This window comes from Cellulomonas sp. P5_E12, from assembly GCF_054049315.1.
Genome location: NZ_JBFUMP010000003.1, coordinates 15,002 through 41,983 on the forward strand (window position 1 = coordinate 15,002; position 26,982 = coordinate 41,983).

31 protein-coding genes are annotated in these 26,982 nt (G+C 71.4%); 15 read left to right on the plus strand and 16 right to left on the minus strand.

What is annotated here, in order from left to right:
- Positions 1–2 precede the first annotated feature (2 nt).
- From ACXJKA_RS02965 to ACXJKA_RS03000, 8 genes are all read left to right on the plus strand, one after another.
- Positions 3–785, plus strand: coding sequence for an ABC transporter ATP-binding protein (locus ACXJKA_RS02965; RefSeq protein ID WP_456823682.1), 783 nt, complete (start codon positions 3–5; stop codon positions 783–785).
- A complete protein-coding gene (locus ACXJKA_RS02970; protein WP_456823683.1) occupies positions 785–1,630 on the plus strand; it encodes an ABC transporter permease in 846 nt (281 codons plus the stop codon). Before ACXJKA_RS02965 ends, ACXJKA_RS02970 begins: the two co-directional genes overlap by 1 nt.
- A 74-nt stretch (positions 1,631–1,704) precedes the next feature.
- Positions 1,705–2,880 (plus strand): ABC transporter substrate-binding protein, encoded by a 1,176-nt coding sequence (locus tag ACXJKA_RS02975; protein ID WP_456823684.1) that lies wholly within the window; start codon positions 1,705–1,707, stop codon positions 2,878–2,880.
- 65 nt (positions 2,881–2,945) lie between these two features.
- On the plus strand, positions 2,946–4,271 hold the full coding sequence (locus ACXJKA_RS02980) for an FAD-binding oxidoreductase (protein ID WP_456823685.1): 1,326 nt from the start codon (positions 2,946–2,948) through the stop codon (positions 4,269–4,271).
- A complete protein-coding gene (locus tag ACXJKA_RS02985; protein WP_456823686.1) occupies positions 4,268–5,056 on the plus strand; it encodes a creatininase family protein in 789 nt (262 codons plus the stop codon). Before ACXJKA_RS02980 ends, ACXJKA_RS02985 begins: the two co-directional genes overlap by 4 nt.
- Before the next feature lie 7 nt (positions 5,057–5,063).
- On the plus strand, positions 5,064–5,729 hold the full coding sequence (locus tag ACXJKA_RS02990) for a pyridoxine/pyridoxamine 5'-phosphate oxidase (protein WP_456823687.1): 666 nt from the start codon (positions 5,064–5,066) through the stop codon (positions 5,727–5,729).
- Entirely contained in the window at positions 5,726–6,667 is a 942-nt protein-coding gene (pucL, locus tag ACXJKA_RS02995; protein WP_456823688.1) for a factor-independent urate hydroxylase, read from the plus strand. Before ACXJKA_RS02990 ends, pucL begins: the two co-directional genes overlap by 4 nt.
- A gap of 49 nt (positions 6,668–6,716) precedes the next feature.
- A complete protein-coding gene (locus tag ACXJKA_RS03000; protein ID WP_456823689.1) occupies positions 6,717–7,190 on the plus strand; it encodes a nucleoside deaminase in 474 nt (157 codons plus the stop codon).
- A 7-nt stretch (positions 7,191–7,197) separates the two neighbouring features.
- On the opposite strand, the gene uraH is transcribed toward ACXJKA_RS03000, so the two are convergent.
- Together uraH and uraD are read right to left on the minus strand one after the other, a co-directional pair.
- Complete coding sequence (gene uraH, locus ACXJKA_RS03005; RefSeq protein WP_456823690.1) at positions 7,198–7,530, minus strand: hydroxyisourate hydrolase; 333 nt, start codon at positions 7,528–7,530, stop codon at positions 7,198–7,200.
- On the minus strand, positions 7,527–7,994 hold the full coding sequence (uraD, locus tag ACXJKA_RS03010; protein ID WP_456823691.1) for a 2-oxo-4-hydroxy-4-carboxy-5-ureidoimidazoline decarboxylase: 468 nt from the start codon (positions 7,992–7,994) through the stop codon (positions 7,527–7,529). The genes uraH and uraD overlap by 4 nt, the downstream gene beginning before the upstream one ends.
- A 64-nt stretch (positions 7,995–8,058) precedes the next feature.
- On the opposite strand from uraD, the gene ACXJKA_RS03015 reads away from it, so the two are divergent.
- Positions 8,059–8,595, plus strand: coding sequence for a nucleotidyltransferase family protein (locus ACXJKA_RS03015; protein WP_456823692.1), 537 nt, complete (start codon positions 8,059–8,061; stop codon positions 8,593–8,595).
- Here ACXJKA_RS03015 and ACXJKA_RS03020 read toward each other — a convergent pair.
- Entirely contained in the window at positions 8,592–9,995 is a 1,404-nt protein-coding gene (locus ACXJKA_RS03020; RefSeq protein ID WP_456823693.1) for an amidohydrolase family protein, read from the minus strand. The genes ACXJKA_RS03015 and ACXJKA_RS03020 overlap by 4 nt on opposite strands.
- Before the next feature lie 115 nt (positions 9,996–10,110).
- Between ACXJKA_RS03020 and ACXJKA_RS03025 the strand changes: the two genes are divergently transcribed.
- Complete coding sequence (locus ACXJKA_RS03025; RefSeq protein ID WP_456823694.1) at positions 10,111–10,491, plus strand: YciI family protein; 381 nt, start codon at positions 10,111–10,113, stop codon at positions 10,489–10,491.
- Between the two features lie 25 nt (positions 10,492–10,516).
- Here ACXJKA_RS03025 and ACXJKA_RS03030 read toward each other — a convergent pair whose 3' ends face one another.
- Positions 10,517–10,882 carry a nuclear transport factor 2 family protein gene (locus ACXJKA_RS03030; protein ID WP_456823695.1) on the minus strand — a complete coding sequence of 122 codons (366 nt, stop codon included), beginning with the start codon at positions 10,880–10,882 and terminating at the stop codon, positions 10,517–10,519.
- A 305-nt stretch (positions 10,883–11,187) separates the two neighbouring features.
- Here ACXJKA_RS03030 and dinB point away from each other — a divergent pair, with 305 nt between their 5' ends.
- Together dinB and ACXJKA_RS03040 are read left to right on the plus strand one after the other, a co-directional pair.
- On the plus strand, positions 11,188–12,372 hold the full coding sequence (dinB, locus tag ACXJKA_RS03035; RefSeq protein ID WP_456823696.1) for a DNA polymerase IV: 1,185 nt from the start codon (positions 11,188–11,190) through the stop codon (positions 12,370–12,372).
- A 79-nt stretch (positions 12,373–12,451) separates the two neighbouring features.
- Complete coding sequence (locus ACXJKA_RS03040) at positions 12,452–13,309, plus strand: alpha/beta fold hydrolase (RefSeq protein ID WP_456823697.1); 858 nt, start codon at positions 12,452–12,454, stop codon at positions 13,307–13,309.
- Here ACXJKA_RS03040 and ACXJKA_RS03045 read toward each other — a convergent pair.
- From ACXJKA_RS03045 to ACXJKA_RS03075, 7 genes are all read right to left on the minus strand, one after another.
- Entirely contained in the window at positions 13,292–14,293 is a 1,002-nt protein-coding gene (locus tag ACXJKA_RS03045; RefSeq protein ID WP_456823698.1) for a class I mannose-6-phosphate isomerase, read from the minus strand. The two genes, ACXJKA_RS03040 and ACXJKA_RS03045, sit on opposite strands and share 18 nt — an antisense overlap.
- Positions 14,290–15,234 (minus strand): DUF4432 family protein, encoded by a 945-nt coding sequence (locus ACXJKA_RS03050; protein WP_456823699.1) that lies wholly within the window; start codon positions 15,232–15,234, stop codon positions 14,290–14,292. The genes ACXJKA_RS03045 and ACXJKA_RS03050 overlap by 4 nt, the downstream gene beginning before the upstream one ends.
- Positions 15,231–16,421 (minus strand): ADP-dependent glucokinase/phosphofructokinase, encoded by a 1,191-nt coding sequence (locus tag ACXJKA_RS03055; protein WP_456823700.1) that lies wholly within the window; start codon positions 16,419–16,421, stop codon positions 15,231–15,233. The genes ACXJKA_RS03050 and ACXJKA_RS03055 overlap by 4 nt, the downstream gene beginning before the upstream one ends.
- Positions 16,422–16,454: 33 nt before the next feature.
- The gene (locus ACXJKA_RS03060) at positions 16,455–17,315 is read right to left on the minus strand and encodes a ketose-bisphosphate aldolase (protein WP_456823701.1); all 861 of its coding nucleotides are present in this window, start codon (positions 17,313–17,315) and stop codon (positions 16,455–16,457) included.
- A 50-nt stretch (positions 17,316–17,365) separates the two neighbouring features.
- Entirely contained in the window at positions 17,366–18,250 is an 885-nt protein-coding gene (locus ACXJKA_RS03065; protein WP_456823702.1) for a carbohydrate ABC transporter permease, read from the minus strand.
- Between the two features lie 3 nt (positions 18,251–18,253).
- Positions 18,254–19,219 (minus strand): carbohydrate ABC transporter permease, encoded by a 966-nt coding sequence (locus tag ACXJKA_RS03070; protein ID WP_456823703.1) that lies wholly within the window; start codon positions 19,217–19,219, stop codon positions 18,254–18,256.
- A gap of 83 nt (positions 19,220–19,302) precedes the next feature.
- Positions 19,303–20,559 (minus strand): ABC transporter substrate-binding protein, encoded by a 1,257-nt coding sequence (locus ACXJKA_RS03075; RefSeq protein WP_456823704.1) that lies wholly within the window; start codon positions 20,557–20,559, stop codon positions 19,303–19,305.
- A gap of 320 nt (positions 20,560–20,879) precedes the next feature.
- On the opposite strand from ACXJKA_RS03075, the gene ACXJKA_RS03080 reads away from it, so the two are divergent.
- The 3 genes from ACXJKA_RS03080 to ACXJKA_RS03090 all read left to right on the plus strand — a co-directional run bounded on the left by ACXJKA_RS03080 (position 20,880) and on the right by ACXJKA_RS03090 (position 22,961).
- Complete coding sequence (locus tag ACXJKA_RS03080) at positions 20,880–21,698, plus strand: DeoR/GlpR family DNA-binding transcription regulator (protein WP_456823705.1); 819 nt, start codon at positions 20,880–20,882, stop codon at positions 21,696–21,698.
- A 61-nt stretch (positions 21,699–21,759) separates the two neighbouring features.
- The gene (locus ACXJKA_RS03085) at positions 21,760–22,068 is read left to right on the plus strand and encodes a DUF5808 domain-containing protein (protein ID WP_456823706.1); all 309 of its coding nucleotides are present in this window, start codon (positions 21,760–21,762) and stop codon (positions 22,066–22,068) included.
- 68 nt (positions 22,069–22,136) lie between these two features.
- On the plus strand, positions 22,137–22,961 hold the full coding sequence (locus ACXJKA_RS03090) for an alpha/beta fold hydrolase (protein ID WP_456823707.1): 825 nt from the start codon (positions 22,137–22,139) through the stop codon (positions 22,959–22,961).
- On the opposite strand, the gene ACXJKA_RS03095 is transcribed toward ACXJKA_RS03090, so the two are convergent.
- The 5 genes from ACXJKA_RS03095 to ACXJKA_RS03115 all read right to left on the minus strand — a co-directional run bounded on the left by ACXJKA_RS03095 (position 22,948) and on the right by ACXJKA_RS03115 (position 26,982).
- Entirely contained in the window at positions 22,948–23,952 is a 1,005-nt protein-coding gene (locus ACXJKA_RS03095) for a sigma-70 family RNA polymerase sigma factor (RefSeq protein WP_456823920.1), read from the minus strand. The two genes, ACXJKA_RS03090 and ACXJKA_RS03095, sit on opposite strands and share 14 nt — an antisense overlap.
- A gap of 7 nt (positions 23,953–23,959) precedes the next feature.
- Positions 23,960–24,241 carry an SgcJ/EcaC family oxidoreductase gene (locus ACXJKA_RS03100; protein ID WP_456823708.1) on the minus strand — a complete coding sequence of 94 codons (282 nt, stop codon included), beginning with the start codon at positions 24,239–24,241 and terminating at the stop codon, positions 23,960–23,962.
- Complete coding sequence (locus tag ACXJKA_RS03105; protein ID WP_456823709.1) at positions 24,238–24,363, minus strand: hypothetical protein; 126 nt, start codon at positions 24,361–24,363, stop codon at positions 24,238–24,240. The genes ACXJKA_RS03100 and ACXJKA_RS03105 overlap by 4 nt, the downstream gene beginning before the upstream one ends.
- A 123-nt stretch (positions 24,364–24,486) precedes the next feature.
- Complete coding sequence (locus ACXJKA_RS03110; protein ID WP_456823710.1) at positions 24,487–25,887, minus strand: dicarboxylate/amino acid:cation symporter; 1,401 nt, start codon at positions 25,885–25,887, stop codon at positions 24,487–24,489.
- 303 nt (positions 25,888–26,190) lie between these two features.
- Positions 26,191–26,982, minus strand: a complete 792-nt coding sequence (locus ACXJKA_RS03115; protein ID WP_456823921.1) for an HpcH/HpaI aldolase/citrate lyase family protein — start codon at positions 26,980–26,982, stop codon at positions 26,191–26,193.

Here is a 26,982-nt window from a genome sequence, read left to right on the forward strand (position 1 = left end):
CCGTGTCCCTCACGACACCCACCAGCACGCCGGCGTCCCCGGCGCGCGAGGCCGGACCCCTGCTGGGGTTCCACGACGTCGCCATGACGTTCCCGGACGGGACGACCGCTCTGTCGGGCGTCGACCTCACGGTCGGCCGGGGCGAGTTCGTCTCCGTCGTCGGCCCGTCCGGCTGCGGCAAGTCGACGCTCCTGCGCATCGCCTCGGGCCTCGAGACCGCGAGCGCGGGGGTGGTCGAGCTGGCCACCGACCACATCGGCTACGTCTTCCAGGACGCGACCCTGCTCCCCTGGCGCGACGTGCAGGGCAACGTCGAGCTGCTCGCCGAGCTCAACGGCCGGGGCGTCAAGGACCGCCGGCGGGCCGCCGCGAAGGCGATCGACCTGGTCGGGCTCGCGGGCTTCGAGAAGCACCTGCCCAAGCAGCTCTCCGGCGGCATGAAGATGCGCGCGTCGCTGGCCCGCTCGTTCACGCTCGACCCCGAGCTGTTCCTGTTCGACGAGCCGTTCGGCGCGCTCGACGAGATCACGCGCAGCCGCCTCAACGACGAGCTGCTCAAGCTGTTCAGCGAGCAGCACTTCGCCGGCCTGTTCATCACGCACTCGGTGGCGGAGGCCGTCTACCTGTCGACGAAGGTCGTCGTCATGTCGGGTCGCCCCGGCCGGCTCGTCGGCACCTTCGACGTCCCGTTCCCGATGCCGCGCGATCCCGACATCCGGTTCTCCCCCGAGTTCGCCGCGGTCGTCGGCGAGGTCTCGCACGCCCTCAAGGAGGCGCACAGCTGATGGCCACCACCACGCTCGAGGGTGTCACCGCCCCCACCCGCCGGCCCGTCAAGGCGGCACCGACCCGGCGCAAGAAGTCCGTGATCACCTGGCTCGGTCCGGTCGTCGTCTTCATCGGCTTCCTCGGCCTCTGGTACGCGCTCGCCGCCTACTACGCCTCGCGCGGGCTGCCGTACTTCGTCCCGTATCCGCACCAGGTGCTCGAGGTCCTCACCGACCCCGAGGAGCTGCAGACCCTGGCCACCGCCCTGCTGCACAGCACCGAGGTCGCGATGACCGGCCTCGTCTTCGCGATCATCCTCGGCATGGCGTGGGCGGTGGTCATGTCGCAGGCAGCCTGGATCGAGCGGTCGCTCTTCCCGTACGCGGTGGTGCTGCAGTGCATCCCGATCCTCGCCCTCGTCCCGCTCATCGGGATCCTGTTCGGCTACAACTTTCAGGCCCGCGTCATCGTCACCATCCTCATCGCGCTCTTCCCGATGGTGTCGATGACCCTGTTCGGCCTGCAGTCGGTGGCCAAGCAGCAGCGAGAGCTCTTCCAGCTGCAGGGGGTCAGCCGCGCGACCCTGCTGCGCAAGCTGCAGTTCCCCGCCGCGCTGCCCTCGATCTTCGTCGGCCTGCGCACGTCGGCCGGGCTCGCGGTGGTCGGCGCGGTCGTCGGCGACCAGTTCTTCCAGCGCGGCAACCCCGGCCTGGGTGTCCTCATCCAGGTCTACGCGTCCCGTCTCCAGGGCCCCCAGCTGTACGCCGCGATCCTCGTCGCGTCCCTGCTCGGCGTGGCCGTCTTCGTCATCTTCGGCTGGCTCGGACGGCTCGTCGTGGGCCGTTGGTACGACTTCACCTGATCCCCGGCCGCGGGCCCACCCCCTCCCGCTGCCGTCGTTCCACCCCGCCCGTCCCTCCCCTGAAAAGAGCCCCCATGCGCACTACTCCCCGCTCGGCTGCGGCAGCGGTCGGCATCCTGCTCACCACGGCCGCCCTGGCCTCCTGCGCCGGCGGCGCCGGCGACTCCGAGACGACCGCCGCCACGGCGGCCGCCGGCGGGGTCGACCTGTCCGACGTCTGTCCCGCGACCGTCGTCGTGCAGACCGACTGGAACCCGGAGGCGGACCACGGCCACCTCTACGAGCTGGTCGGCGAGGGCTACACGGTCGACGCCAACCAGAAGTCGGTGACCGGCGACCTGGTGTCGGGCGGCAAGCCCACGGGCGTGAAGATCGAGGTCCGCGCCGGCGGCCCCGCGATCGGCTTCACGCAGGCGTCCGCGCAGATGTACCAGGACACGTCGATCACGCTGGGCTACGTCTCCACCGACGAGGCCGTGCAGCTGTCCGACAAGTTCCCGACGACCGCGGTGTTCGCCGAGAACGACAAGTCCCCGATGATGGTCATGTGGGACCCGGCGACGTACCCCGACGTCACCGACATCAAGGGCCTCGGCTCCGCGCTCAAGGACTCGGGCGGCGTCATCCGCTACTTCAACGGGGCCGCCTACATGAGCTACCTCATCGGCTCGGGCACGCTCGACGCCTCGGTGACCGACGGCAGCTACGACGGCACGCCGGCCAACTTCGTCGCCGCGCAGGGCAAGGACGCGCAGCAGGGCTTCGCGACGGCCGAGCCGTACATCTACGAGAACGAGGTCACGGCCTGGGGCAAGCCCGTCAAGCTCGAGACCATCTACGACGCGGGCTTCCCGTTCTACCCCGAGGCCATGTCGGTCCGGACCGGTGACCTCGAGGACCTCACGCCCTGCCTGGAGAAGCTCGTGCCCGTCATGCAGCAGGCGGACGTCGACTACATCAACGACCCGGCCACGACGAACGCGCTGATCCTCGACCTCGTCGGCCAGTACAACAACGGCTGGGTCTACTCCGAGGGCGTCGCGGACTTCGCCGTCGAGCAGATGAAGAAGCTCGACATCGCGTCGAACGGCGAGAACGACTACGTCGGCGACATGGACGAGGCGCGGATCCAGAAGATCATCGACATCGCCGGCCCGATCTACACCGACGCGGGCGCCCCGCCGAAGGCGGGCCTGGTGGCCAAGGACCTCTACACCAACGAGTTCCTCGACCAGTCGATCGGCTTCTGATCCCCGGGGCGGCGGGCGGGGCTCGCGTCCCGCCCGCCGCCCGCATGCACGTGGAAGGACACTTCATGGAGACGACGACGGCCGTCGAGGCGTTGACCGACGAGCTGCGCGACCTGCTCGGCGACGACGGCGTGACCACCGACCACCGGGTGCGCGAGCGGGTCAGCGTGGACGGCGCGACGATGTCGCCGCTCATCCTCGAGCTGCTCCCGCTCGGGCTGGCCGACGTCGTGGCGTTCCCGACGAGCGCGTCGCAGATCGCGCAGTGCGTCGCGGCCGCGGTGCGGCACGGCGTCGCGGTGACCCCGCGCGGCAAGGGCACGGGCAACTACGGCCAGGCGATCCCGATGCCCGGCGGCCTGGTGCTCGACCTGACCCGCGCCCGCGCGATCGTCGAGGTGGGCGAGGGCTGGGTCACGGCGGAGGCGGGCGCGACGATGGTCGCGATCGAGGCGGCCGCGCGCGAGACCGGCCAGGAGCTGTGGATGTACCCGTCGACGGCCCAGTCGACGGTCGGCGGGTTCCTGTCCGGCGGCTCGGGCGGGACCGGGACGATCGTGCACGGCGCCAACCACCAGGGGTTCGTCGTCGCGCTCGACGTGGTGCACGCCTCCGGCGACGCTGCGCTGGTCCACGTCGAGGGCGACGACGCCCAGGCGTACGTGCACAACTACGGCACGGCCGGCATCCTCGCGCGGGCCACCGTGCGCCTCGAGCCGCTGCAGGACTGGCGCGGGTTCTACGCGAGCTTCGACTCCCAGCACGACGCGTTCCGGGTGCTGCGCGAGATCGGGCAGCTGTCGCCCCGGCCGCGCCTGGTGTCCGCCGACCACCCGACGGTGTCCGAGGCCCTGCCGCCCGACTCCGCGATCCCCGAGGGCCGAGCGAGCCTGCGCGCGATCCTCGACCCCGCCGCCGTCGACGCCGCGACCGCCCTGGTCACGGCCGCGGGCGGCACCGTCGAGGACCTCCGCGACGGCCCACAGGCCTCCCTCAAGCTCTCCGTCCTGTCCTACAACCACCCCATCGAGTGGCTGCAGAAGGCCGACCCCGGCACCTACGTCCACCTCGAGGTCGGCGGCGACGCGCTGATCGACCGGCTCGACGAGGTCCAGGCCACGATCCCCGGCGGGCTCCTGCACCTCGAGGCCGGGCACACCGTGCCCATCGGCATGCTCGCGGGTGTCTACGAGGGTCCGGAGCACCTCGACGAGGTCATCGCTGCCCTCGGCGCGCTCGGGGTCGGCGTGCACAACCCGCACCAGTGGAACGTCGACTTCGAGGTGGAACGCACCCTGGCTCTCGCGCGGACCACCGACCCGCACGGGCTGCTCAACCCCGGCAAGCTCAACCCCGGGTACGCCGGCCCGCGCAAGGGAGCGATCCGATGACCCGCCTGCTCGCCGAGCTCTCCGGCCCGGCCACGGCGCGCGTGCTCGGACCCGACTCCGTCCTGGTGGTGCCCACCGGCGCCATGGAGCACCACGGCCCGCACCTGCCACTCATCACCGACGCCCTCATCGCCGAGCGCGTCGCCACGGCCGCGGTCGAGCGCGCCGCGGCGGCCGGGCTCGACGTGTGGCAGCTGCCCACCCTCACGTACACCAAGTCCGACGAGCACTCCTGGGCGTCCGGCACGGTCTGGGTCTCGTGGCAGACGCTGATGTCGACGCTCGTCGACATCGGCCGGTCCGTAGCCGCGACCCCGGCCCGACGACTGGTGTTCCTCAACGGCCACGGGGGGAACACGGCGCTGCTCGGGGTCGCGCTGCGCGAGATCCGCCGCCTGCACGGCCTGCTGACCTTCTCGATGCCCGCCGGGGTGCAGATCGCGGGGGCCGGTGGCGAGCGCGAGCCCGACGAGCACGGCCTCGGCATCCACGCCGGCTACGGCGAGACGTCTCTGGTGCTGCACCTGCGGCCCGACCTGGTCGACATGGCGCGGGCCCGCCGGAACGTCCCCGAGCACATCGGCGCCATGACCCACCTCGGCTTCCACAGCACCCCGGCGCAGTTCGGCTGGCTGAGCAACGACTTCGGACCCGACGGCGTGATCGGCGACCCCACCGGCGCCACCGCGGCCGCCGGCGCCGCGCTGTTCGACGCCTCGGTCGACCGAGCCGTCGACGTGCTCACCGAGATTGCGGCCTTCACGCACGCCGCCCCCGGCGCATGATGTGCCGATGACGCCCCTGCCCGAACCGACAACGGAACAGCCGCTCGACCACCCGGTGTGGGACCCCATCCCCCCGGCCGTCCCGGTCGACGCCGACGTGCCGGCTGCGCTGCCCGAGGAGGTCGTCCGCCTGCTCGCGCAGTGGCTGCCGGCCAACGACGACCCCGACCGCCCGGCCGTCACCCTGGCGACCGTCGACGCGACCGGCGCTCCCGATGCCCGCACGGTCCTGCTGAGCGAGCTCGACAGCGACGGCCTCTACTTCCACACCGACGCCGACTCCCGCAAGGTCGCGCAGCTGACGGCCCACCCCACGGTCGCGCTCGTGGCGCGCTGGACCGAGCCGCTGCGGCAGCTCGTGGTCCGCGGCCTTGCCGAGCGGGCCGACCCGGCCGAGACCGACCGGGCGTACGCGCGCAGGTCGCGGTACCTCCAGCAGCTGGCGTGGGTGAACACCCCGGCCGTCGCCGCGCTGCCGGAGGACGACCGGCGGGGCGCCTGGGACGCGTTCACCGACGAGAACCCCGAGCTCGAGCCCCCGGCGTCCTGGATCGGCTTCCTGGTCCGGCCGACCAGCGTCACGTTCTGGACGGGCGACCCCACGTCCGTCAGCCACCGCCAGGAGTACCGGCTCACCGACGGCACCTGGACCGTCAGCGAGCTCCCCGGATGACAGGAGACACGCATGTCACGCCACCCCGGCTCGGCTCGCCCATGACGGCCCGGCTGCACGCCCACCAGTACGGCAAGGCCGAGACGCGCGTCGTCCGGGTCGTGCGGGACACCCCGCGCCACCAGATCCGCGACCTCAACGTCTCGACGGCGCTGCGCGGCGACTTCGACGCCGCCTACCTCGACGGCGACCAGTCGGCCGTGCTGCCGACGGACACGCAGAAGAACATGGCGTTCGCGTACGCCAAGGAGCACGGGATCGCGTCTCCGGAGCAGTTCGCGACCCTGCTGGCCCGGCACTTCGTCGACGACGTCGCCCCGGTGGCCGGTGCCCGGGTGGACGTCCAGGAGTACGCGTGGGTGCGGGCCGTCGTCGACGGGGCGGAGCACGACCACACGTGGGTGCGCAGCGGCCAGGAGGTGCGGACGGCGTCGGTGACCGCCGACGAGAACGGCACCACCGTGATCGCCGGCCTCAAGGACCTCACGGTGCTGAAGTCGACCGGCTCGGAGTTCCGCGGCTTCCTCCAGAACGAGTACACGACGCTGGCCGAGGCCAGCGACCGCGTCCTCGCCACGTCCCTGGTGGCCCAGTGGCGGTACGCACCGGACGCCCGGCTCGACTACGACGCCACGTACGCCGCGGCCCGGTCGGTGATTCTCTCGACCTTCGCCACGCTGCACTCGCTCGCCCTGCAGCAGACGCTCTGGCACATGGGCGTCGCCGTGCTGGACGCCATCCCCGAGGTGGTCGAGATCCGGTTCGCCGCGCCCAACAAGCACCACTTCCTCGCGGACCTGCGCCCCTTCGGGCTCGAGAACCCGGGCGAGGTCTTCTTCGCCGCCGACCGCCCCTACGGCCTGATCGAGGCGGTCATCGCCCGCGACGGCGCCGCGACCGACGAGGCCGCCTGGACCCGATCGGTGGGTGCCCCGTGACCCCCTCGCCCGTCCTGACCGCTCTGCCGATCCACCCCGGAGGTGCCTCATGACGCCCGACGACGAGAGCTGGCTCTCGCAGGCCGTCGCGCTCGCGACCGCGAACGTGGCCGACGGCGGCGGTCCGTTCGGCGCGGTCGTCGTCCGCGCCGGCGTGGTGATCGGCGTCGGCCAGAACCGGGTCACGCGCGACAACGACCCGACCGCCCACGCCGAGGTCCAGGCGATCCGCGCGGCCTGCCGCACCATCGAGCACTTCTCCCTCGAGGGCGCCACCATCTACTCGTCCTGCGAGCCGTGCCCGCTGTGCCTGGCGGCGTGCCTGTGGTCGAGGGCCGACCGGGTGGTCTTCGCCGCCGACCGGCACGACGCCGCCCGCGCCGGGTTCGACGACCGAGCCTTCTACGAGCTGTTCGCCGCCGACCGCGACACGTGGCCCATGCCCGTCCTCGCCCACCGGGTCCCGACGGCCGCCGACCCGATCGACGCCTGGCTCGCCCGCCCCGCGAAGGTCGAGTACTGACGCGCCCCTAGCTCCCCCGGTAAGTCGAGTACGCGAACGGGCTCAGCAGCAGGGGCACGTGGTAGTGGCTGTCGTCGACGACGTCGAAGGTCACGACCACCTCGGGGTGGAACCCGACCTGCCCGGTCGCCGCGAAGTAGGCGGCTGTGTCGAACGTGAACCGGTACCGCCCGGGCGCCACCGACGACGGCCCGAGCGAGCGCGCGCGACCGTCGTCGTCCGTGACGCCCGAGTCGATCGACGTCCACGACCCGCCGGCGAGCCTGGCGAGCACGACCGGCACCCCGGCAGCCGGGCGGCCGAGGGTGGTGTCGAGCACGTGCGTGGTCAGCTGGCTCATCGGGACTCCTCGAACAGGGCACGGAGGCGCAGGAGCGCGATCTGGCGGAGCTGGTCGGCCACCTCGGCAACCTCCTCCTCGTCGGACGCGCCGAGCCGGTGCTGCAGCTCCGCAAGGATCTCGGGACGGCTGCGACCGGCGGCGCGGATGAGGAAGATGCGCCCGAACCGCTCCTCGTAGGCGCGGTTCCCGGCGGCCATGGCCTCGACGAGCGCCGGGTCGTCGGTCGCCGACGCGGCCTGCTCGGATGCGCTGAGGCCGCCGGCCTTCTCCCCGATCCGAGGGTGCGTGGACAGCGCCTCGTCCACCTCGGCCGTTGTGAGCGACCGGGCGGCGAGGTCCGCGACGCCGACGAGCGAGTCGACGGACGGGTACGGGCAGCCCGCCGCGACCTCGTCCACCCAGCGCGCCACGTGCAGCGCGGCGGTCAGCCGGGACCGGGTCTCGGCATCGTCAGCGATCATCACGCCACCTTCGTCGTCGCACAGCAGGTTTGGCTCCGCACCCCCGCGATGGCACGGTACAGGCGTGCCCCCCATCATCGACGGGATCGTCCTCGCGGCCGGTGCCGGCCGCCGCCGGGGCCAGCCCAAGGCCCTGGTCGACGGCTGGCTCGAGGAGGCCGTGCACCTGCTCCTGCAGGGCGGCTGCGTGCGGGTCGTGGTCGTCCTGGGCGCGGGTGCCGACGAGGCCCACGCTCTGCTGCCCTCCGATGACCGGGTCCACGCGGTGCTGGCGGAGCGCTGGGCGGACGGCGTCGGGGAGTCGTTGCGCACGGGCCTCGCGCACGCGACCGGCGACGCCGTCCTGGTCACGCTGGTGGACCTGCCGGGCACGCCCGTCAGCGTCGTCGAGCGCGTCCTGGGGGCGTCGGGAAGCCTCCGTCAGGCCGTGTTCGACGGACGCCCGGGCCATCCGGTGCTCATCGCCCGCGACCACTGGGAGCCGTTGGCGCAGACCCTCACGGGCGACCGCGGCGCGCGCGCCTACCTGCGAGCGCACGGCGTGACCGAGGTCGAGTGCGGCGACCTGCACCACGGGCACGACGTCGACGGAGCCACCTAGGGCCGCGCCTCGAGCGCCGCGAGCGGCAGCTCGACGCCCCATCGGGCGGCCGCCTCGGTGATCCGCGACCGCAGCTCGCCCGGCGCGGCGGCCGCGAGCGCGGACGTCGAGGTCCCCTGCTCCGACACGAGCACGCCGCCGACGTACACCTGCTTGAGGTTCCGCAGCCCGCACGCCATCACGTAGGTGGCCAGCACGTCCCAGACCGGACCCGTGTCCGGGGAGCGGTGGTCGACGAGCAGGAAGTCGGCGAGCTTGCCCACCTCGAGCGACCCGATCCGGTCCTGCACGCCGAGCACCTCCGCCGCCCCGAGCGTGTGCATCCGCAGGACGTCGGTGGGCATCAGCACGGACGCGTCGGTGTGCAGCGCCCGCGTGCTGTAGAGCCCGATGCGCATGTTTCCCCAGGGGTCGGAGATGTCCGTGCACGACTGGTCGTCCAGCCCGAGCCCCACGCGGATGCCCGCCTCCCGCAGCCGCACGACGTCCGCGAACCCGGACCCCAGGCGCCCGTTGGACGTCGCCTGCCACACGACCCCGCACCCCGTGGACGCGGCGACGTCGACCATCTCGTCTGTCGGGTGCACGAAGTGCCCGAACAGGAAGTCCGGCCCGAACGCCCCGGCGGACCGGTACCACGCGAACTTCTCGCGCTGGGTCTCGATGCCCTGCGCGGTCTCGACGAAGTGCGCCTGGTTGGTGATCCCGTGCTCGCGCATGACCGCGACCTCCAGCTCGGCCGACCGCGGTGTCGACGCCCACTGCACGGCCCCCATCACGGACGCTCCCAGGTGCTGGTCGGCGGGCGTGCGCAGGGCCGACTCCCGCACCATGTCCCCGAACACGCCGAGCATCTCGTCCTCGGGGCCGGCCTCGTCGTCCAGCCGGATGGCGTTGACCACCCGCAGCCCGGCGTCGGCGACGGCGTCGAGCTGCCGCGTGACGAACTCGACGGGAGCGACCCGCCCCAGCGCAGGTGATGCCGAGACGGGGTCGTAACGCCACGTCACCCGCGAGTGCGTGAAGTTGTACGCGCTGGTCACGCCGTTGGCGAGGAAGTCGAGGGCGCCGTGCAGGGTCGACCAGTAGACGTCCTCGGGCGAGCACTTGTCCATGACCTCGACCATCGACAGCACCCACGGGTAGAGCGTCGAGCCGGGCGAGATCCCGCGCATGCCCGAGGTGAACAGGTGCGAGTGCGCGGAGACGAACCCGGGAGCGACGATCGCGCCGCCCGCATCCAGCACCGGCACGCCGCTGACCAGCAACGACGCGTCCGGCGCACCGTCGCCCATCGAGGCGATCCGCCCGTCGTCGCCCACCAGGAACCAGCCGAGGAACCAGTCGGGCCCGGCGGAGGAGACGGGGATCAGCAGGGCGTCGTGGACGAGGAGGCGCATGGCGGTCATCGTGCAGGGCGCAGATGACGGAGAGATTGCCGGGATGTCGCGTGTCGAGTTCACGTGGTCGACTTCGTCATGGGGATGTCAACGCCCACGACCAAGGAGAACCGCCGTGAAGTACGTGATCCTCATCCACGCGAACCCCAAGCCCTGGGGCCACCCGACCTCGCTGTTCACCGACGAGGGCCGCGCCGTGCCCGCCGACGAGACGGCCGTGATGGACAAGTCCTTCGACGCCCTGCTCACGGACTTGTCGGCGTCGGGCGAGCTCGTCATGGGCGAAGCCCTCGCCGACCCCCGCGAGTCGACCGTCTACCGCTGGCGCACCGGCGGCTCCCTCGCGAGCGAGGGGCCGTTCGCCGAGACCCAGGAGCAGCTGGCCGGCTTCTTCCTCATCAACGTGGCGACGCGCGAGCGCGCCGAGGAGATCGCTGTGCAGTTCGCGGGTCCGGGCAGCCCCGCCGAGCTGCGTCCGGCCTACGTGTGGGAGTGACGCGCGCGCCCGCGGCGGCCTATCTCTAGCCCGCCGCGGCCGCGCGCGCGGCGTCGAAGGGCGCGCGGTCGAAGAGGAACCTGCTGCGGGTGATCCGCCCGTCGACCACGGTCACGCACTCGGCGCCCGGCGCGTCCGGCACGAGCCGCGTCACGGTGTCGTACATGACGAGCGCCTTCTCGTCGTCACCGAACGCCGCGATCACGGAGGCGCTCACGAGCATCCCGACGAACGGCGTCATGAACGCGCGGAAGGCGTCGGCACCCTCCAGGCGGCCGGCCGGAGCGTCACAGACGATGTCGGGATCGATGTACACCATCGCGGCGTCGAGGTCGCCGTGCGACCAGGCGTCGAAGTACGCGAGGGCGACGTCCAACGGTGCTGCGGCCATGCGAACCCACCTCCTCAGACGGAACGGCTGTCGGGCATGCACGCTATGCCCGGCCTCCGACACCGGCGTTCGAGAGGGCGCGGGCAGCGGTCCTTCGGGACCATCGTCCCTGCTCCCGGACGTCGGCCGGCGAGACGATGGCACGTGTGAACGCACCTTGGTGGCGACTCGCGGAACGCGAGCAGACGACGGACCCGGCCCGCAGCACGTCCGAGGACCCGGAGCTGCTTCCGCCCTTCTACGACTGAGCCCGGCATCGAACCGGTCAGCACCGTAGTGTCAGACCCGTGTTCGAACATGTGTTCGTGCGCTCCACCATCCTGCATGCCGACCTCGACGCCTTCTACGCGTCCGTCGAGCAGCGCGACAACCCCCGGCTCCGCAACCGACCGGTCGCCGTCGGCGGCGGCGTCGTCCTGGCCTGCTCCTACGAGGCCAAGCGCCGGGGCGTGAAGACCGCGATGGGCGGCCGGCAGGCCCGCGCGCTGTGCCCGGACCTGGTGGTGGTCCGTCCGCGGTTCGACGCCTACGTCGAGGCCAGCAAGGCCGTCTTCGAGCTGTTCCGCCAGACCACTCCCCTGGTCCAGGGCGTGTCCATCGACGAGGCGTTCCTCGACGTCGCCGGGCTGCACCGGATCGACGTGCCGCCCGTCGAGATCGGTGCGCGCCTGCGCGCCCGGGTCCGCGACGAGGTCGGGCTGCCGATCACCGTCGGCGTCGCGCGGACGCCGTTCCTGGCGAAGGTGGCGTCCCGCGTGGCCAAGCCGGACGGGCTGCTGCTGGTCCCGCCCGACGGCGAGGACGCATTCCTCCACCCGCTGCCACTCGAGCTGCTCTGGGGCGTCGGCGACGTGACCGCGCGCAAGCTGCACGGGTACGGGCTGGCGACGGCCGGCGACATCGCGGCACTGCCGTCCTCCGTGCTCGTCGGCGCCCTCGGACCCGCGGCCGGGAGACACCTGTACGCGGTGGTGCACGGGCACACCCCTGCGCGGGTGGTCGTCGGGAAGTCGCGCGGCTCGATCGGTGCCCAGCGCGCGATCGGGCACGGGCCGCACGCGCCCGAGTTCGTCCGTGCGGCGCTGCTGGGCCTGGTCGACCGGGTGTGCCGCCGCCTGCGCAAGGCGAACCGGGTGGCGCGGACCGTCGTGCTGCGGCTGCGCTTCGAGGACTACACGAAGGCGACGAGGTCGCGCACGTTCGCGTTCGCGACCGACTCCGGCGAGCAGATCGCCGCGGCCGCCGTGGCGCTCCTCGCAGCCGCCGCCCCGCTGGTCCGCGAGCGCGGGATCACGCTGGTCGGCGTCGCCCTGGGTGGGCTGGAGTCGGACGCGTTCGTCCAGCCCGAGCTGCTGCTCGACGGCCCCGACCGTGGCGGCCTCGACGCCGCGGTCGACGCGGTCGCGGTGCGGTTCGGGACGCAGGCGGTGGTGCGCGCGAGCCTGCTGCGCCGCGGCGAGGGCCTCGCGGTGCCGCTGCTGCCCGACTGAGGACGGGACCGTAGCGCGATCCGGTCGGGGCGTGGTGCGATGAACGCATCCACTGCCCGCACGAAGGGACCCTGTCGCGATGTCGACGCCGACCACCCACACTCTCGACGTCCCCGGCGCGTCGATCGTCTACGACGTCCGCGGCCCGCTCCCGCCCGCCGACGGGAACCTGCCGCTGCTGCTCATCGGCCAACCGATGACGGCGGAGGGGTTCGCGGCGCTCGCGTCGTTCCTCCCGGACCGCACGCTCGTCACGTACGACCCCCGCGGCCTCGGTCGCAGCGAGCGCACCGACGGCGACCCGACGAACACCCCGCAGCAGCAGGCCGAGGACCTGCACGCGCTCATCGGTGTGCTGGGTCCGGTGGACCTGTTCGGGAGCAGCGGCGGCGCGGTCACGGGGCTGCAGCTCGTCTCGACGCACCCCGACGACGTCCGCACCCTCGTCGCGCACGAGCCGCCGATCCTCGCGGTGCTTCCCGACGCCGAGGCCGCCGCCGCTGCCGAGCGGGCCGTCCAGGACGCGTACCACCAGCGCGGCTGGGGCGCCGGCATGGCGGCGTTCATCGGGCTGACGTCGTGGCAGGGCGAGTTCACCGACGCCTTCGCCGGCTCGCTGCCGGACCCAGCCACGTTCGGTCTGCCCACCGACGACGACGGCTCGCGGACCGACCCCCTGCTCTCGGGCGTCTCCAACGCCGTCACCGCGTACGTCCCGGACCTGGACGCGTTGACCGGCGCGTCGACCCGCGTCGTGATCGCCGCCGGCATCGAGAGCAAGGGGCTCTTCACGTGGCGCACCTCGGAAGCGCTCGCCGACGCCCTCGGGCTGGAGCTCGCCGTCTTCCCCAGCCACCACGGCGGCTTCTCGGGACCCGAGTTCGGCCACGCCGGCGAGCCGGAGGCGTTCGCGGCGCGGCTACGCGAGGTGCTCTGAGGGCCGCGGCGGCCGACACACGACCAGCTGGACGTCGTCGCCCTCGACGGTCACCGGTCCTGCGGCCGCGGGGAGCAGCACGGTCTCGCCGCGCCGCACGGGCACACGACTCTCGCCGGAGCCGATGGACCCGGTCCCCGCGACGACCACCAGCACGGCCAGCCCGGCGTCGAGCACGCGCGGGCCGGTCCACCGCTCGACACGGAAGAACGTCGCGGCGTCGGGCAGCAGGTCGCCCGACGCCGCCGCGGTCGCGCCGCGCAGCCGCGCGATCTCGTCGGCGGACCATCCGCGACGGTCGACGGCGGCGAGCGCGACGTCGAACCCGAGTCCGAGGTGCCCGTCGGCCGCACCGTCGATCTCGAACCCGGACCACTCGAGCAGGATCGACAGGTCGGTCGGCTCCTGGAGCTCCACGACGAACGCGCCCTCGCCGATCGCGTGCGGCAGCCCGGCAGGCACCAGCACCGCGTCGCCCGCGTCGAGGTCCAGCACATGCATCGCGCCGAGCATCGCGACCGCGTCCTGCGTCGCCACCCACCCGGCGAGCTCGTCGAGGGTGACGTCCCGCGTGAACCCGATGTGCACGCGCGCGGGCTCGAGGACCACCCACGCCTCGGTCTTGCCGTGCGACAGCCCGAGGTGCTCCGCGGCGAACGGCACGTCGGGGTGGGCGTGGACGGGCAGGCGCTGGCCCGCGTCCAACAGCTTGACCAGCAGCGCGGGGTCGGAGCCGTACGCGGCGACGTGCTCGGACCCGAGCCACGCGACGGGGTCGGCCTCGATCGCGTCGCGCAGCAACCAGCCGTCGGGCAGCTGGGTCAGGCCCACCGGGGACTGCCCGAACACCGATGTGGTCGAGCCCACCCAGTCCTCAGGCTCGCGGCTCGCGGCGCCGGCGGTGCCGCGGAAGGCGGCGATCTGTCGGCCCCCGGCATAGAACCGGTCGGCGGGCTGGTTGGCGGGCAGGGGCAGAGGCTTCACGAGGGTCCTTCGACACTGATGCGGACACCAGTGCGCCACGTCGCGCCCGGCTCGAGAATCGGGGCCCCTGCGTGCGGCAGGTCGCGCTCCGGCCCGAACAGCGGGGCGTTGGTGGGTTCGACGCCGAGCACGTACGCGCCGGACGCCGGCCAGCTCCACGTGCACAGCCGCGGCAGCGTGTCGCCGGTCCAGGTCACCACCACGGACGGGTGCTCGTGGTCGCCGACCAGCGTGGCGCGCGCACCGCGCACCGCCACGTGCTCGGCGACCACCGGCGCGAGCCCTCGAGCCGGCAGGGGCGTGAGCAGGGGGTCGCGGCCCGWCGGCAGCGGCTCGCGGGCGACAGTCTCGTCGGCATCGACCTCGAGGCGCGCGCCGGGCCGGAGCAGAGGCGCACCGAGGTTGACGTGATACAGCAGGGGCACGCCGACGGGCTCGTCGCCGACGTTGCGCACGACGTCGCGGACCTCGACGGACGCCGTCCCCGTCGAGGCGACGATCGACCGCTCGACCAGGATCCGTGGGCCGCCCAGCGAGGTGTGCGCGACCGTGCCCGTCACGCACACCTGCCAGGCGGCCCCCACACGCTCCCGCGACCAGCGCACCTCGGTCGCCGGAGTCAGGTGATGGGTGCCGTGCTGCCCGGACGAGCCGCGCGGCTCGCCGATGTTGTCCGGCCCGCACGTCGCCAGCAGCCCGCCGAGGAACCGCTCCTCCCAGCCGCGCCCCGGTCCGGGGTCCACGGGGTTCGGCGAACGCCACGCCAGCGGGGTCGAGCCCCACCACGTGGCACCGAGGTCCAGCCCGCGCCCCGGGAGCACGTCGAACGCGAGGCCCCCCGCCAGCCGGACCACGAGGCGGCCGCCGAGCTCCTCGACGCTCGCGAGGGCCGACGGCTGCGAGACGCGGCCGTCGTCGGTCAGCTCGGTCCAGGCGGTCATCGCCGGTCCAGGGCAGCGAGGAACCCGCCGACGAACGAGTCGCCGAGCCCGATCGTCGTCGGTTCCGCGACGCCGCTCAGGTCGAGTGCCGGTACGACGCAGGCGTCGGAGCCGAGCAGGTCGGCAACGTCCGACACAAGCTGTTGCGCGGTCGTCCCGGGGGTGAGGGATCCGGTCGCGGCGTAGTCGTCGGCCGTGAAGCCGTCGCCGAACCAGAAGCGCGTGCTCGCCATCGTGATCCCGCCGACGAGCGCCTGCCGCAGGGATGCCGCCCGCAGCCCGACCGCCAGCGCCCAGTACTTGGTGTGCACGACGAGCGTCGGCGCCGGGACCACCTCGTGAAGCTCCCGGACGGCCTTGGCGACGCTCGGCGCGTCGAGCAGGTCGACCGTCCGTCCGAGGTAGGCCTGCATCTCGTCCTCGTTGAGGCTGTAGACGTCCGCGAACCGCACCATCTCGTCGCGCACGCGTCGGCTCAGCGCAGGCACGTGATAGCCCGCGTCCTCGAAGACGACGAGGGAGTCCGGGGGGAGCGCCAGCATGGCGTCACGCACCTGCGTCAGGCGCGCCTCGAGGGTCGCGGGGTCCTGGATCACGTTGAAGGACGAGAGCAGGAACACGTCGGCCGTGCGTAGCGCCTCCGACAGGTCGGGCGCGATCCGCAGCTCGCGGTGCGGCGGGTCGTTGGCGTAGATGACGCGGTTGGGGTGCGGGGCGACCAGCTCGACGTCGCCCACCATGACCCGCGCACCGGCGGGGTACTGCACGATCAGGTGGGGATCCAGCGAGTCCTGGACCGCGCTCGACACGTAGTCGACGGACGCCGGGAGCAGCCGGCGCACGTTGTCGTCGATGGAGACCAGGTGCATGGTGCTCGGCACCCCGAGCACGTCCATGGCGATCGCCGCTCGCACGCACGTCCCGCCGAGGGTGATCTCCTTGGCGAACCGCGACGCGAACGCCTCGACGATGTCGGAGGAGGCGACGAACCGCTCTCCCCCGACGCCGTCGCGGACGAACGCGAGCAGGCTTCGTACCAGGTCACGCACCGACTCGACCGGGGTGGTGAGGTCGAGGTCGTCGGCCCCCACGCCGTGCTCGGCGGCCAGCTGCTCCAGCACCGCCGAGTCCCACCGAACCTCGTAGTCGACCGTCCCGCCCATGCCCAGCACAAACGTCGTGCTCATCGATCGGTGCTCCTCGTGACGCGGTGCGGCGTATCAGTACAGGTCGGCCTTGCCGGCGGCGTCGAACAGGTGGATCTTCTGCGCGGCGACCTCCTGCATGGCCTCGATGCACGGCGGCTGGATGGAGTTGGGCTCCCGCAGCGAGGTATCCGCGAGGACCTCCCGCATCTTGTCGTGGTACGCCACCTTGATGTCGCTCGAGATGTTGATCTTGTTGACGCCGAGCTTGACCGACTGGCCGATCTCGTCGTCCGGGTTGCCGGAGCCGCCGTGCAGCACGAGCGGGATGGGCAGGAGCGCCTTGATCTGCTGCAGCAGGTCGAGCTTCAGCTGCGGCGTCACGTGCTTCGGGTACAGGCCGTGTGCGGTGCCGATGGCGATGGCGAGGCTGTCCACGCCGGTGCGCTGCACGTACTCGACGGCCTCGGCCGGGTCGGTGAACGCGATCTGCGAGACCAGCACCCCGTCCTCGGCCTGCTCGTCGAGCTTGCCGATGGTGCCCAGCTCGCCCTCGACGGAGAGGCCGACGGCGTGCGCGGTGTCCACGACCTTCTTGGTGATCGCGACGTTGTCCTCGAACGGCTGCATGGACGCGTCGATCATCGCCGACGTGAACCCGAGCTGGATGGCCTCGAGCACCTGCTCGTAGGTGCCGCCGTGGTCCCAGTGGATGGCGACGGGAACCGACGAGCGGTGCGCGCGCTGGATGAGGGCGGCCAGGGCGTCGCCCCCGATGTGCGACACCTCGTCGGGGTGGATCGCCACGATCAGCGGCGACCTCAGCTTCTCGGAGATCTCGAAGATCCCCTTGCCCATCGCGTAGTCGCTGATGTTGAAGGCAGGGATGGCGAAATAGTTCTCGTTCGCCACCGCGAGCAGGTCTCGGCCGTTCATCAACATTTGTGTATCAACTTCCTGTGTTGGGTGTTGCGGAGGAGGGGGGTCTAGATCTTCACAGCGCCGGCGGTCATCCCCCCGATGAAGTAGCGCTGGAAGAAGAGGAAGAGAACGAGCACTGGAATGCACCCGAGAATGCTCATCGCCATCATCTCGTTCCATTCGTACGAGTGCTGTCCCATGAGCAGCTGAATACCGATGGGCACCGTGCGCATGTCTTCCGTACGGGTCAGCGTCAGCGCGAACAGGAACTCGTTCCAGCAGATCATGAACGTGTAGACGCCGACCGACACGAGGCCGGGGACAGAGATGGGGACGAGAATGCGCCACAATGCGGTCATCGGGCCGGCGCCGTCCACCTTGACGGCCTCGTCGAGCTCTTTGGGAAGGGTATTGAAATACCCGGTGAGCATGATGATCGCGTAGGGCAGGGTGAACACCATGTAGGTGAGAATGAGGCCCTGGTACGTGTTGTAGAGCTTGAGCGCAACGACCAGCCCGAAGTACGGGATGAGCAGCGTGATCGGGGGCACGGCCTGGACCGAGACGACGACCACGTTGATCGTCTTCTTGCCCCAGAACTCGTACCGGCTGAATGCGTACGCCGCGTGCAGGGCGACCACGAGCGACAGCGCGGTGACCGACAGAGCGATGACGTAGCTGTTGAAGAAGAACCGCAGCTTGACGGGGTCCGTGAGGATCGTCGTGTAGGCGTCGAACGAGAAGCCGGGCGTGATGAGCCGCGGCGGGAACTCGAAGATCTCGGGGTTCGTCTTGAACGAGCTCGAGAGCATCCAGACCACTGGCAGCGCCGAGAAGCAGGCGCCCAGGATCAGGGCCACGATGAGCAGGGCCTTCTTGCCAGGCTGCTTGGGCGGCACCCGCAGCGGGGGGCGGTCGCTCGTGATGACGGGCGCGGTCAACGTGACCATGGCTCAGTCCCTCGCCTTCTGGTGCCGGACGTAGAAGAACGCGAGCACCATCGACATCAGCAGCACGAGGACGGCGGCCGCGGAGGCGACCGAGAACTCGTACTGGGTGAACGCGAGCTTGTAGGTGAAGGTGGAGAGCACCTCGGTCGCCGTGATGGGTCCGCCGCCGGTGGTCATCCAGATGAGCGCGAACTGCTGCGTGGTCCAGATGAAGTCCAGGAGCGCCATCGAGATGATGATCGGCCGGAGCATCGGGAGGGTCACGTTGCGGAACTGCGCGACGACGCCCGCGCCGTCGACCCGCGCGGCCTCGTAGAGGTCCTTCGGGATCCCCTGCAGACCCGCCAGCAGCGAGATCATGAAGAACGGGTAGCCGGACCAGATGTTGATGAACGTCACCGCCGCGAGGGCGGTCGACGGGTTGGCCAGCCATTCCGTCTGGCCGTCCGTGAGGCCGGCCGTGCCCAGCAGGTAGTTGATGACGCCGTTCGGGCTGAGCAGCAGCCGCCAGAGGACCGCGACGATCGCCACCGTGAACAGCCACGGGAGGATGTAGAGCACCCGGAAGATGCCCTTGGTGCGGTTGCCCAGCAACGGCGAGTTGAGCATCAGTGCGAAGGTCAGCCCGATGACGAAGTGCGCGATCACCGAGCTGATGGTGAAGACCAGGGTGTTCCGCACGGCCGTGACGAACACCGGGTCGGTGAGGACCGCCAGGTAGTTGTCGAAGCCGACGAACGCGGGGTTCTTGTTGGTGATCACCCCGTCGAGCAGCGAGTAGCTGACGACCATGATGATCGGCGTGATCATCAGGATGATCAGCAGCACCCCGGTGGGGGTGAGGAATCCGTACGGCGTCAGCGTGCGCCGCAGCCGGTTGAGCGTCCGCGACCGGGAAGCTCCCGCCGGCGCCGGCGGCATCGCCTGCGCGGTCGGTGCGTCCTGTGGCGGACGGATGGTCTGGGACATGGGAACGGCTCTCTCCTCGGGGGCGGGCCGCGCCGGGTGCCAGGTGGTCCCGGCGCGGCCCGAGGGGGTTCAGGGCTGGAGACCTAGAACTCCCCTTCCCACGTCTTCTGGGTCGCGGCGAGCGCGTCCTCCATGGACTGCTGACCGTCGAGCGCCTTCTGGAACTGCTCACCGAAGTCGCGCATCAGCTGCTCGGCCACCGGCAGGCCGGTGAACTCGTTGGCCGGGTAGCCCGACTTGTAGATGTCGAAGGCCGTCTGGAACAGCTCGTCGTCCTTGACGAAGTCGGGGACGGATGCCGTGTTCCCCGGGAAGGCGTTGGCCATCGTGGAGAGCTCGGAGTTGACGTCCTCGCTCATGAGGAACTCGACCAGCTTGAACGCCTCGGCCTTGTGCTCGGAGTTGTCGGCGATGCCGATGCCCCACGAGGCGTACGGGATGCCGCGCTTGCCGTCGTAGCCGTCCTCGGCCGGGATGGCCGAGATGCTGAACTTCAGGTCCGGGTTGGACTCGCGCAGGTCCGTCACGTGGGCGAGCGAGTCGATCATCATGCCGACCCGGCCGTTGGTGAACTCCTCGACCTTGTCCTGCTCCTTCATGGTGAACGATCCCGGCGCGATGACGCCGTCGTCCCACAGGCTCTGGATGTAGTCGGTGGCGCTGGTCACGGCCTCGTTGTCGGTCAGGGCGGGCTTGCCGTCCTTGAGCATCGAGCCGCCCGACGCCCACACCCACGACATGACGTCGTTCTGGATGCCGTTGGGCGCCTCGAGCGAGAGCGGGAGCACCCAGCCGTGCACGTTGTCACCGAGCGCGGTGATCTTCTTGGCGGCGTCCGCGAACTCGGTCCGGTTGGTGGGCGGCGCCGTGACGCCGGCCTGGCTCAGCAGGGCGTCGTTGGTGAACATCGGGTAGACGAAGTTGACCACCGGGATCATGTAGGTCTTGCCGTCGACCTGGACCTGGCTGGCCAGCTGCGAGTCGTCGTAGCCGGCGTCCTTCATGACCGCCGTGAGGTCCGTGATCGCGCCCTGCTTGGCGAAGTCGCTCACCCAGGCGCCGTCGAGCCCGACGACGTCCGACATGGTGCCGGACGCGGCGCCCGCCACGACCTGCTCCTTGGTCGAGGCGTACGGCCCCGACAGGAGCTTGACCTTGATTCCGGGGTTCTCCGACTCGAACTTGTCCATCAGCCCGCGGAAGGCCCCGTCGGGAAGCTCGGGTTCCCACCACTGCGAGAACTCGAGGGTGACGTCGCCGCCGTCGCCCGACGTGCTGTCCGAGCCCGAACCACCGCCACTCGAGCACGCTGCGAGTGCCAGTGCCGCGACACTCGCCACGGCGGCGAAGCGTCCAACGTGAGCGCCCTTGCCCATGACTGTCCCCATCTCTCGGTCCTGCCGCTTCGTGCGACTGTCTGCGCACTTCTGCGAGTTTCCGCCAAAGTAGACCCGTGGATATGCGTCGTCAAGCGCTGTTTGTCAGTCGCAACCACCCCGTGACCTGCCTCCAACCTGCCGAGGGGCCGTCCATCTGGCCTGCAATTTGGCGCTGAACTGGGCAGATGACCGGTTGCTGCTCCCTGAGCGGGCGTGCGAGTGACCCGGCGTGCCGATGCGGTTTCTCGCACGAACTCGCACTTGTGTGCTTCAGTAGTCCCATGTCTGCGACCACCGACGGAACCTCGCGACGACTGCCCGCGGGCCGGAAGGCCGACCTCGCGGCGTACGTCGCCGAGCACGGTCAGGTGACCGTCGCCCACCTCGCCGAGCGGTTCGACGTCTCCCCCGACACCATCCGACGCGACCTTGACGCCCTCGACTCGGACGGTGTCCTCATCCGCACGCACGGCGGCGCGATCAGCCCGCAGGCGCTCCCTCGTCCCGAGACGGGTGTCGAGGTACGCATGCGCCTGCAGACATCGGCGAAGGACCAGATCGGCGCACTGGCCGCCGGCCTCGTGCGGGACGGCGCGGCGCTCATGATCAACGCGGGCACGACGACGCTCGCGCTCGCGCACCATCTCTCCGAGCACAGGGACCTCACGGTCGCGACGAACTCGCTGCGGATGCCGATGGAGATCAACCCGCTCGCGTTCCGCGACCTCTACGTGTTCGGTGGCGTGGTCCGCCTCAGCGCGCAGGGGACCATCGGTGCCGTCGCGTTCCCGACCGAGAGCGGGACCGACAGGGATATCCGGTGCGACCTCGCCCTCATCGGCGTGGGTGCGGTGAACGCGGACGCCGGGTACTCGACCAGCAACCTCGGCGAGGCCGCCATGATGAGCTCGATGATGGACCGTTCCGCCCGGGTCGCCATCCTCGCCGACTCGACCAAGTTCGGCCGCCGCCTGTTCGCGCAGGTCGCCGAGCTACGACGCGCCGACTACCTGGTCACCGACGCCGCCCCGCCGCCCGACCTCGCCGCGGCGCTCGAGGCCGCAGGCGTCGAGGTGCTGTTCCCTCCGGTTGCCGCCTGACCCTTCCGTCAGGCCCCCGCAGGTGGATCATGGAGGCTCCACCGCGACGGGAGCCCACACCATGGCAGTGCACGACGAACGCTCGAACGGGCCGCGCGACCTGCGCCGGCTGGTCCGCCTCATCACGCTGGGCCTGGCGGTCACCGCCTTGGTCAAGGAGCTGCGCACGCCGCCCGAGGAGCGCCGGTGGAACGGCGTCGTCATCGGCTTCGTGCCGTACGAGTTCCGGGTGCCCACGCCCGAGCGCATCAAGGAGCGCCTCTGGAACCCCGACGGCGGGTCGATCATCAACCCGCGCGTCTTCGGCGTCGGCTGGACCCTCAACCTCGGCCGGGTGCTCGGGCTGATCAAGGAGCGGATCTCCAGCTGATCGCCCGCGCGGTCGCTGATGCCCCATATAGCCTCGGAAGGACAGCACCCCTGCTCCCTGGAGGACCCATGGGCACGATCACCACGACCGACGGCGTCGAGATCTTCTACAAGGACTGGGGCTCGGGCCAGCCCCTCGTGTTCAGCCACGGCTGGCCGCTGTCGTCCGACGACTGGGACGCCCAGCTGATGTTCTTCCTGCTGCACGGTTACCGCGTGATCGCCCACGACCGCCGGGGCCACGGCCGCTCGACCCAGACCGACGGCGGGCACGACATGGACCACTACGCCGACGACCTGGCCGCGCTCACATCCGCGCTGGACCTGCAGGACGCCGTGCACATCGGCCACTCGACCGGCGGCGGCGAGGTCGTGCACTACATCGCCCGCCACGGCGAGAGCCGCGTGGCCAAGGCCGTGCTGATCGCCGCCGTTCCGCCGATCATGGTGAAGACGGACTCCAACCCCGGGGGCCTGCCCAAGGAGTTCTTCGACGGCCTCCAGGAGCAGGTGGCCACCAACCGGTCGAACTTCTACCGCGACCTGCCCTCGACCGCGTTCTACGGCTTCAACCGCCCGGGCCGGGAGCCGTCCGAGGCCATCATCGAGAACTGGTGGCGTCAGGGGATGATGGGCGGCGCGAAGGCCCATTACGACGGCATCGTCGCCTTCTCGCAGACCGACTTCACCGAGGACCTCAAGAAGATCACCGTGCCCACGCTGGTGATGCACGGCGACGACGACCAGGTCGTCCCCTACGCCGACTCCGGCCCCCTGTCCGCCGCGCTCCTGCAGAACGGGACGCTCAAGACGTACGCCGGGTTCCCGCACGGGATGCCGACCACCGAGGCCGCGACGATCAACGCCGACCTGCTGGAGTTCATCCGGTCCTGACCAGCTCAGGGACGGCGAACGAGGCCAGGATCGCGGGGTCGGTGAACACCACCGACCCCGTGATCCGCTCCGCGGTCGCCGAGAAGACCTGGACCGAGTGCAGCCGGTACGTCTCCCCCTCCCGCACGTAGGCGGCGAACGCCGCCTGCCCGTTGGAGCCGACGGGCGTCGTCCACCAGTCCGTGCCGCGCCGATCGAACACGTTCGCCAGGAACGCCACGTAGTCGTCGCGACCCCGGTACCACGCCGGGACCGGCGGCATCTCGAGCACGACGTCCTCCGTGAGCAGCTGCCCGATCGCCGCCAGGTCCCCGACGACGAACGCCGTGACGTAGCGGTCGACGACAGCCCGCTGGTCCGCGGTCACCGGCTCGGTCAGGTGGTCCGCGCCGATGCCCAGCCCGTCCAGCCGCGCCCGCGCCCGCTGCAGACCGCTGTTCACCGCAGCCGGGGTGGTACCCAGGGCGTCCGCCGCCTCGGCCGCCGACCACTCGAGCACCTCGCGCATGAGGAGGATCGCGCGCTGCCGGGCCGGCAGGTGCTGCATGGCCGCGACGAGCGCGAGCCGCAGCTGGCCGCGGGCCACGACGACCGTCGCCGGGTCGCCGTCGACGAGCGCGTCCGGCATCGGCTCGAGCCACGCCACCTCGCGGTCGGGCACCAACGGGGCCCGGGGGTCGTCGCCCGGGGCGCCCAGGCCCGACGGCATCGGCCGGCGCCGACGGCTCTCGAGKGCCGTCAGGCACGCGTTGGTCGCGATCCGGTACAGCCAGGTGCGCATCGACGCGCGCTGGTCGTCGTACCGGTCGTACGCCCGCCAGGCCCGCAGCATCGTCTCCTGCACGAGGTCCTCGGCGTCGTGCACCGAACCGAGCATCTGGTAGCAGTGCGCCAGGAGCTCGCGCCGGTACGGCAGCGTCTGACGTGCAAAGTCCTCGCTGATCGACACCGGCGACGCGCTCCTCTCCTGCTCCGATTGTGGCCCGCTCAGACCAGCATCACGCCGGGTTCGCGGCGCAGTTGTGGTACGACTCGACGAGCCAGCCCGCCTCGTTCCGCGCGAGCACCCACGTGGCGCGCCGCTGGAGGTGCGGCGGCACGCTCGCCGCCCCGGCCGGGCGGTACCCGCCCAGGCTGTTCACCACCGCGACGTCGGGCGACAGGAACCTGATCCGCTGCGGCTCCTCGACGGAGGCCGTGCCCTTCAGCGGACCGTCGAAGCCCGCGACCATGAAGGCGCGGATCTGGTCCTTGCCCTGGATGTACGTGCCGGCCGTCACCACTGTGCCGCCGTCGGCGAGAGGGCCGCGAACGCGTCGGCGTCGTGGGCGGCCCAGGCCGTGCCCATCTGTGCCAGCAGGGCCTCGACGGCCGTCGTGTCGAGCGTGTCGAGCGTCGTCATCGTGCACTCCTGTCTGTGCCGGTCGACGGTGCAGGATCTCCTGCACCGTCGCGGGGCCGGTTGTGGTCCCGCGGATACATACCGGCGGGACGCGGCGAACTCATCGGTCCGCCGCGTCCGGTCTCAGGAGGCCAGGACGGGCTCGCGCCGATCCGCCGCCTCGTCGACGACCGCGGCAGGCTCCACGTCGTCGGCGAAGATGTCCTCCGCGGAGGCCGAGGCGTACTGGTCGAGGTCGAGGATCCCCTCACGCTTGGCGACGATCGTCGGCACGAGCGCCTGGCCGGCGACGTTCACCGCGGTACGGCCCATGTCGAGGATCGTGTCGATCGCCAGCAGCAGCCCGACACCGGCGAGCGGCAGGCCGAGCGTCGACAGCGTGAGCGTGAGCATGACCACCGCGCCGGTCAGCCCGGCGGTCGCGGCGGAGCCGACGACGGACACGAAGGCGATGAGCAGGTAGTCCTTGAGCGACAGGTCGATGCCGAACAGCTGCGCGACGAAGATCGCGGAGATCGCCGGGTAGATCGAGGCGCAGCCGTCCATCTTCGTCGTCGCCGCCAGCGGTACCGCGAACGACGCGTACGACCGGGGCACACCCAGGTTCCGCTCGACGACGCGCTGCGTCAGCGGCAGCGTCCCGACCGACGAGCGCGAGACGAACGCGAGCTCGATCGCCGGCCACGCACCCCGGAAGAAGCTCATGATGCCGAGCCCGTTGGTACGCAGGATCACGGGGTAGACGACGAAGAGCACGAGCGCCAGGCCGACGTAGATGGCGACGGCGAACGTCCCGAGCGGCGCGAGCAGGTCCCAGCCGTACGTGGCGACGGCGCGGCCGATGAGGCCCAGCGTGCCCAGGGGTGCGAGCCGGATGACCCACCACAGGACCTTCTGCACGATCGCGAGCGCGGACCGCGTGAACGCCAGGAACGGCTGAGCGGCGGTACCGCTGCGCAGGGCCGCGATGCCGACGACGATCGCGATGACCACGATCTGGAGCACGTTGAACGAGACGGACGTCGACAGCCCGGCGTCGCCCTGCTGCGTGCTGGCGCCGAGCCCGAGGAAGTTGCTCGGGATCAGGCCGTTGAGGAAGTCGAGCCAGCTGCCGGTCACCCCGACCTCGGAGCCCGCCTCGGGGCTGAGGGTCGAGTTGTGGCCGGGCTGGAACAGCAGGCCGAGCCCGATGCCGATCGCGACCGAGATCGCCGCGGTGATGGCGAACCACAGCAGCGTCTGCCAGGCCAGCCGCGCCGCGTTGGTCACCTGCTGGAGGTTGGCGATGGACGTGACGATCGCCAGGAAGACCAGCGGCGGCACGATCGCCTTGAGCAGGGTGACGAACGACGAGCCGATGGTGTCGAGGGTCGTGGTCAGCCAGTTCGGGTCGCCCGACGCGGTCGGGCCCATCTGCAGGGCGATCCAGCCGAGCAGCACGCCGAGGCCGAGGCCCAGCAGGACCTGGACGGAGAAGGACGGGAGGCGCAGCCGGCGCTCGGGCTGCGTGGAGGTGTCAGACACGTGAGGCCTTTCGGGGGCGCGCCGCGGTGCGGCGCGGGTCACGACGAGGGGCGATCGGGCGTCCGGCCGCGAGGCTGCGGCGGAGCCGGGGCGGTTCAGCGACCGTGGACGGGACGACAGAGCGCGCTGGCGACCCGGTGCAGGTCGACGGCGATGCGCTCGGTCAGGTTCCACGTGCTCACGCGGGGTGCTCCCAGGGTGTCGAGGGTGGCCAGGGTCGGCAGCCTCCGGGGGCAACACGTGCGCCGTCGCGGATGCTTCCCGACCGCGACGAGAGAGACATCACAGTCGCGGTCCGCCGCGTCAACCAGCGCGCTGCACAACCCGCTCGGCGTGCCGGAGGACGGGTGCGTCGACCATGCGTCCTTCCCACCGGAAGACCCCGCGCTCGCCGCGGGCCGCCTCCAGCAGGGCCCGCGCCCACTCCACCTCGGCCTCGCCCGGTCGGTACGCCGAGCGGATGACCGCCACCTGCGACGGGTGGATGCACGCCGTCGCGGCGAACCCGCTGGCGGCGGCGTCGGTGGCTTCGCGCGCCAGACCGTCGACGTCGGCGATGTCCAGGTGCACGGCGTCGATCGCGGCCTTGCCGGACGCGCCTGCGGCGAGCAGGACGGTGGATCGCGCGTGCATCGCGACGTCGCGGTACCGCCCGTCGGCGTGCCGGCTCGACGTCCCGCCCAGCGACGCGACGAGGTCCTCCGCACCCCACATGAGCCCGATGACGTTCGGCTCGGCGGCGATGGCCGCGGCGTTCACGACGCCCGCAGCCGTCTCGACCAGGGCGATCACGTCGTAGCGGGCCAGAAGGCGGACGTCGTCGGCGGACGCGGTCTTGGCCAGCATGACCGTCCGGTACGGCGTCGCCATGAGGGCGCAGAGGTCCTCGCGGAGGTCGTCGGTGCCGACGGGGTTGAGCCGGACGATCGTGCGCCTGGGGTCCAGGGGGATGTCGGTGAGGCTGAACCGGGCCGCCGGCTTGGCGTCGGCGGACACCGCGTCCTCGAGGTCGAGGATCACCGCGTCGGCACGGGACGCGGCCTTCTCGTAGCGTTCGGGCCGGTCGGCGGGGCAGAACAGCAGCGCCGGGCCCAT

Excerpts from the sequence above, each read along its gene's own strand:
- ACXJKA_RS02970 (WP_456823683.1), top strand. The coding sequence starts at position 785 with ATGGCCACCACCACGCTCGAGGGTGTCACCGCCCCCACCCGCCGGCCC.
- ACXJKA_RS02975 (WP_456823684.1), top strand. The coding sequence starts at position 1,705 with ATGCGCACTACTCCCCGCTCGGCTGCGGCAGCGGTCGGCATCCTGCTC.
- ACXJKA_RS02980 (WP_456823685.1), top strand. The coding sequence starts at position 2,946 with ATGGAGACGACGACGGCCGTCGAGGCGTTGACCGACGAGCTGCGCGAC.
- ACXJKA_RS02985 (WP_456823686.1), top strand. The coding sequence starts at position 4,268 with ATGACCCGCCTGCTCGCCGAGCTCTCCGGCCCGGCCACGGCGCGCGTG.
- ACXJKA_RS02990 (WP_456823687.1), top strand. The coding sequence starts at position 5,064 with ATGACGCCCCTGCCCGAACCGACAACGGAACAGCCGCTCGACCACCCG.
- pucL (WP_456823688.1), top strand. The coding sequence starts at position 5,726 with ATGACAGGAGACACGCATGTCACGCCACCCCGGCTCGGCTCGCCCATG.
- ACXJKA_RS03000 (WP_456823689.1), top strand. The coding sequence starts at position 6,717 with ATGACGCCCGACGACGAGAGCTGGCTCTCGCAGGCCGTCGCGCTCGCG.
- uraH (WP_456823690.1), bottom strand. The coding sequence starts at position 7,530 with ATGAGCCAGCTGACCACGCACGTGCTCGACACCACCCTCGGCCGCCCG.
- uraD (WP_456823691.1), bottom strand. The coding sequence starts at position 7,994 with ATGATCGCTGACGATGCCGAGACCCGGTCCCGGCTGACCGCCGCGCTG.
- ACXJKA_RS03020 (WP_456823693.1), bottom strand. The coding sequence starts at position 9,995 with ATGCGCCTCCTCGTCCACGACGCCCTGCTGATCCCCGTCTCCTCCGCC.
- ACXJKA_RS03030 (WP_456823695.1), bottom strand. The coding sequence starts at position 10,882 with ATGGCCGCAGCACCGTTGGACGTCGCCCTCGCGTACTTCGACGCCTGG.
- ACXJKA_RS03040 (WP_456823697.1), top strand. The coding sequence starts at position 12,452 with ATGTCGACGCCGACCACCCACACTCTCGACGTCCCCGGCGCGTCGATC.
- ACXJKA_RS03055 (WP_456823700.1), bottom strand. The coding sequence starts at position 16,421 with ATGAGCACGACGTTTGTGCTGGGCATGGGCGGGACGGTCGACTACGAG.
- ACXJKA_RS03060 (WP_456823701.1), bottom strand. The coding sequence starts at position 17,315 with ATGAACGGCCGAGACCTGCTCGCGGTGGCGAACGAGAACTATTTCGCC.
- ACXJKA_RS03065 (WP_456823702.1), bottom strand. The coding sequence starts at position 18,250 with ATGGTCACGTTGACCGCGCCCGTCATCACGAGCGACCGCCCCCCGCTG.
- ACXJKA_RS03070 (WP_456823703.1), bottom strand. The coding sequence starts at position 19,219 with ATGTCCCAGACCATCCGTCCGCCACAGGACGCACCGACCGCGCAGGCG.
- ACXJKA_RS03080 (WP_456823705.1), top strand. The coding sequence starts at position 20,880 with ATGTCTGCGACCACCGACGGAACCTCGCGACGACTGCCCGCGGGCCGG.
- ACXJKA_RS03085 (WP_456823706.1), top strand. The coding sequence starts at position 21,760 with ATGGCAGTGCACGACGAACGCTCGAACGGGCCGCGCGACCTGCGCCGG.
- ACXJKA_RS03090 (WP_456823707.1), top strand. The coding sequence starts at position 22,137 with ATGGGCACGATCACCACGACCGACGGCGTCGAGATCTTCTACAAGGAC.
- ACXJKA_RS03105 (WP_456823709.1), bottom strand. The coding sequence starts at position 24,363 with ATGACGACGCTCGACACGCTCGACACGACGGCCGTCGAGGCCCTGCTG.
- ACXJKA_RS03115 (WP_456823921.1), bottom strand. The coding sequence starts at position 26,982 with ATGGGCCCGGCGCTGCTGTTCTGCCCCGCCGACCGGCCCGAACGCTAC.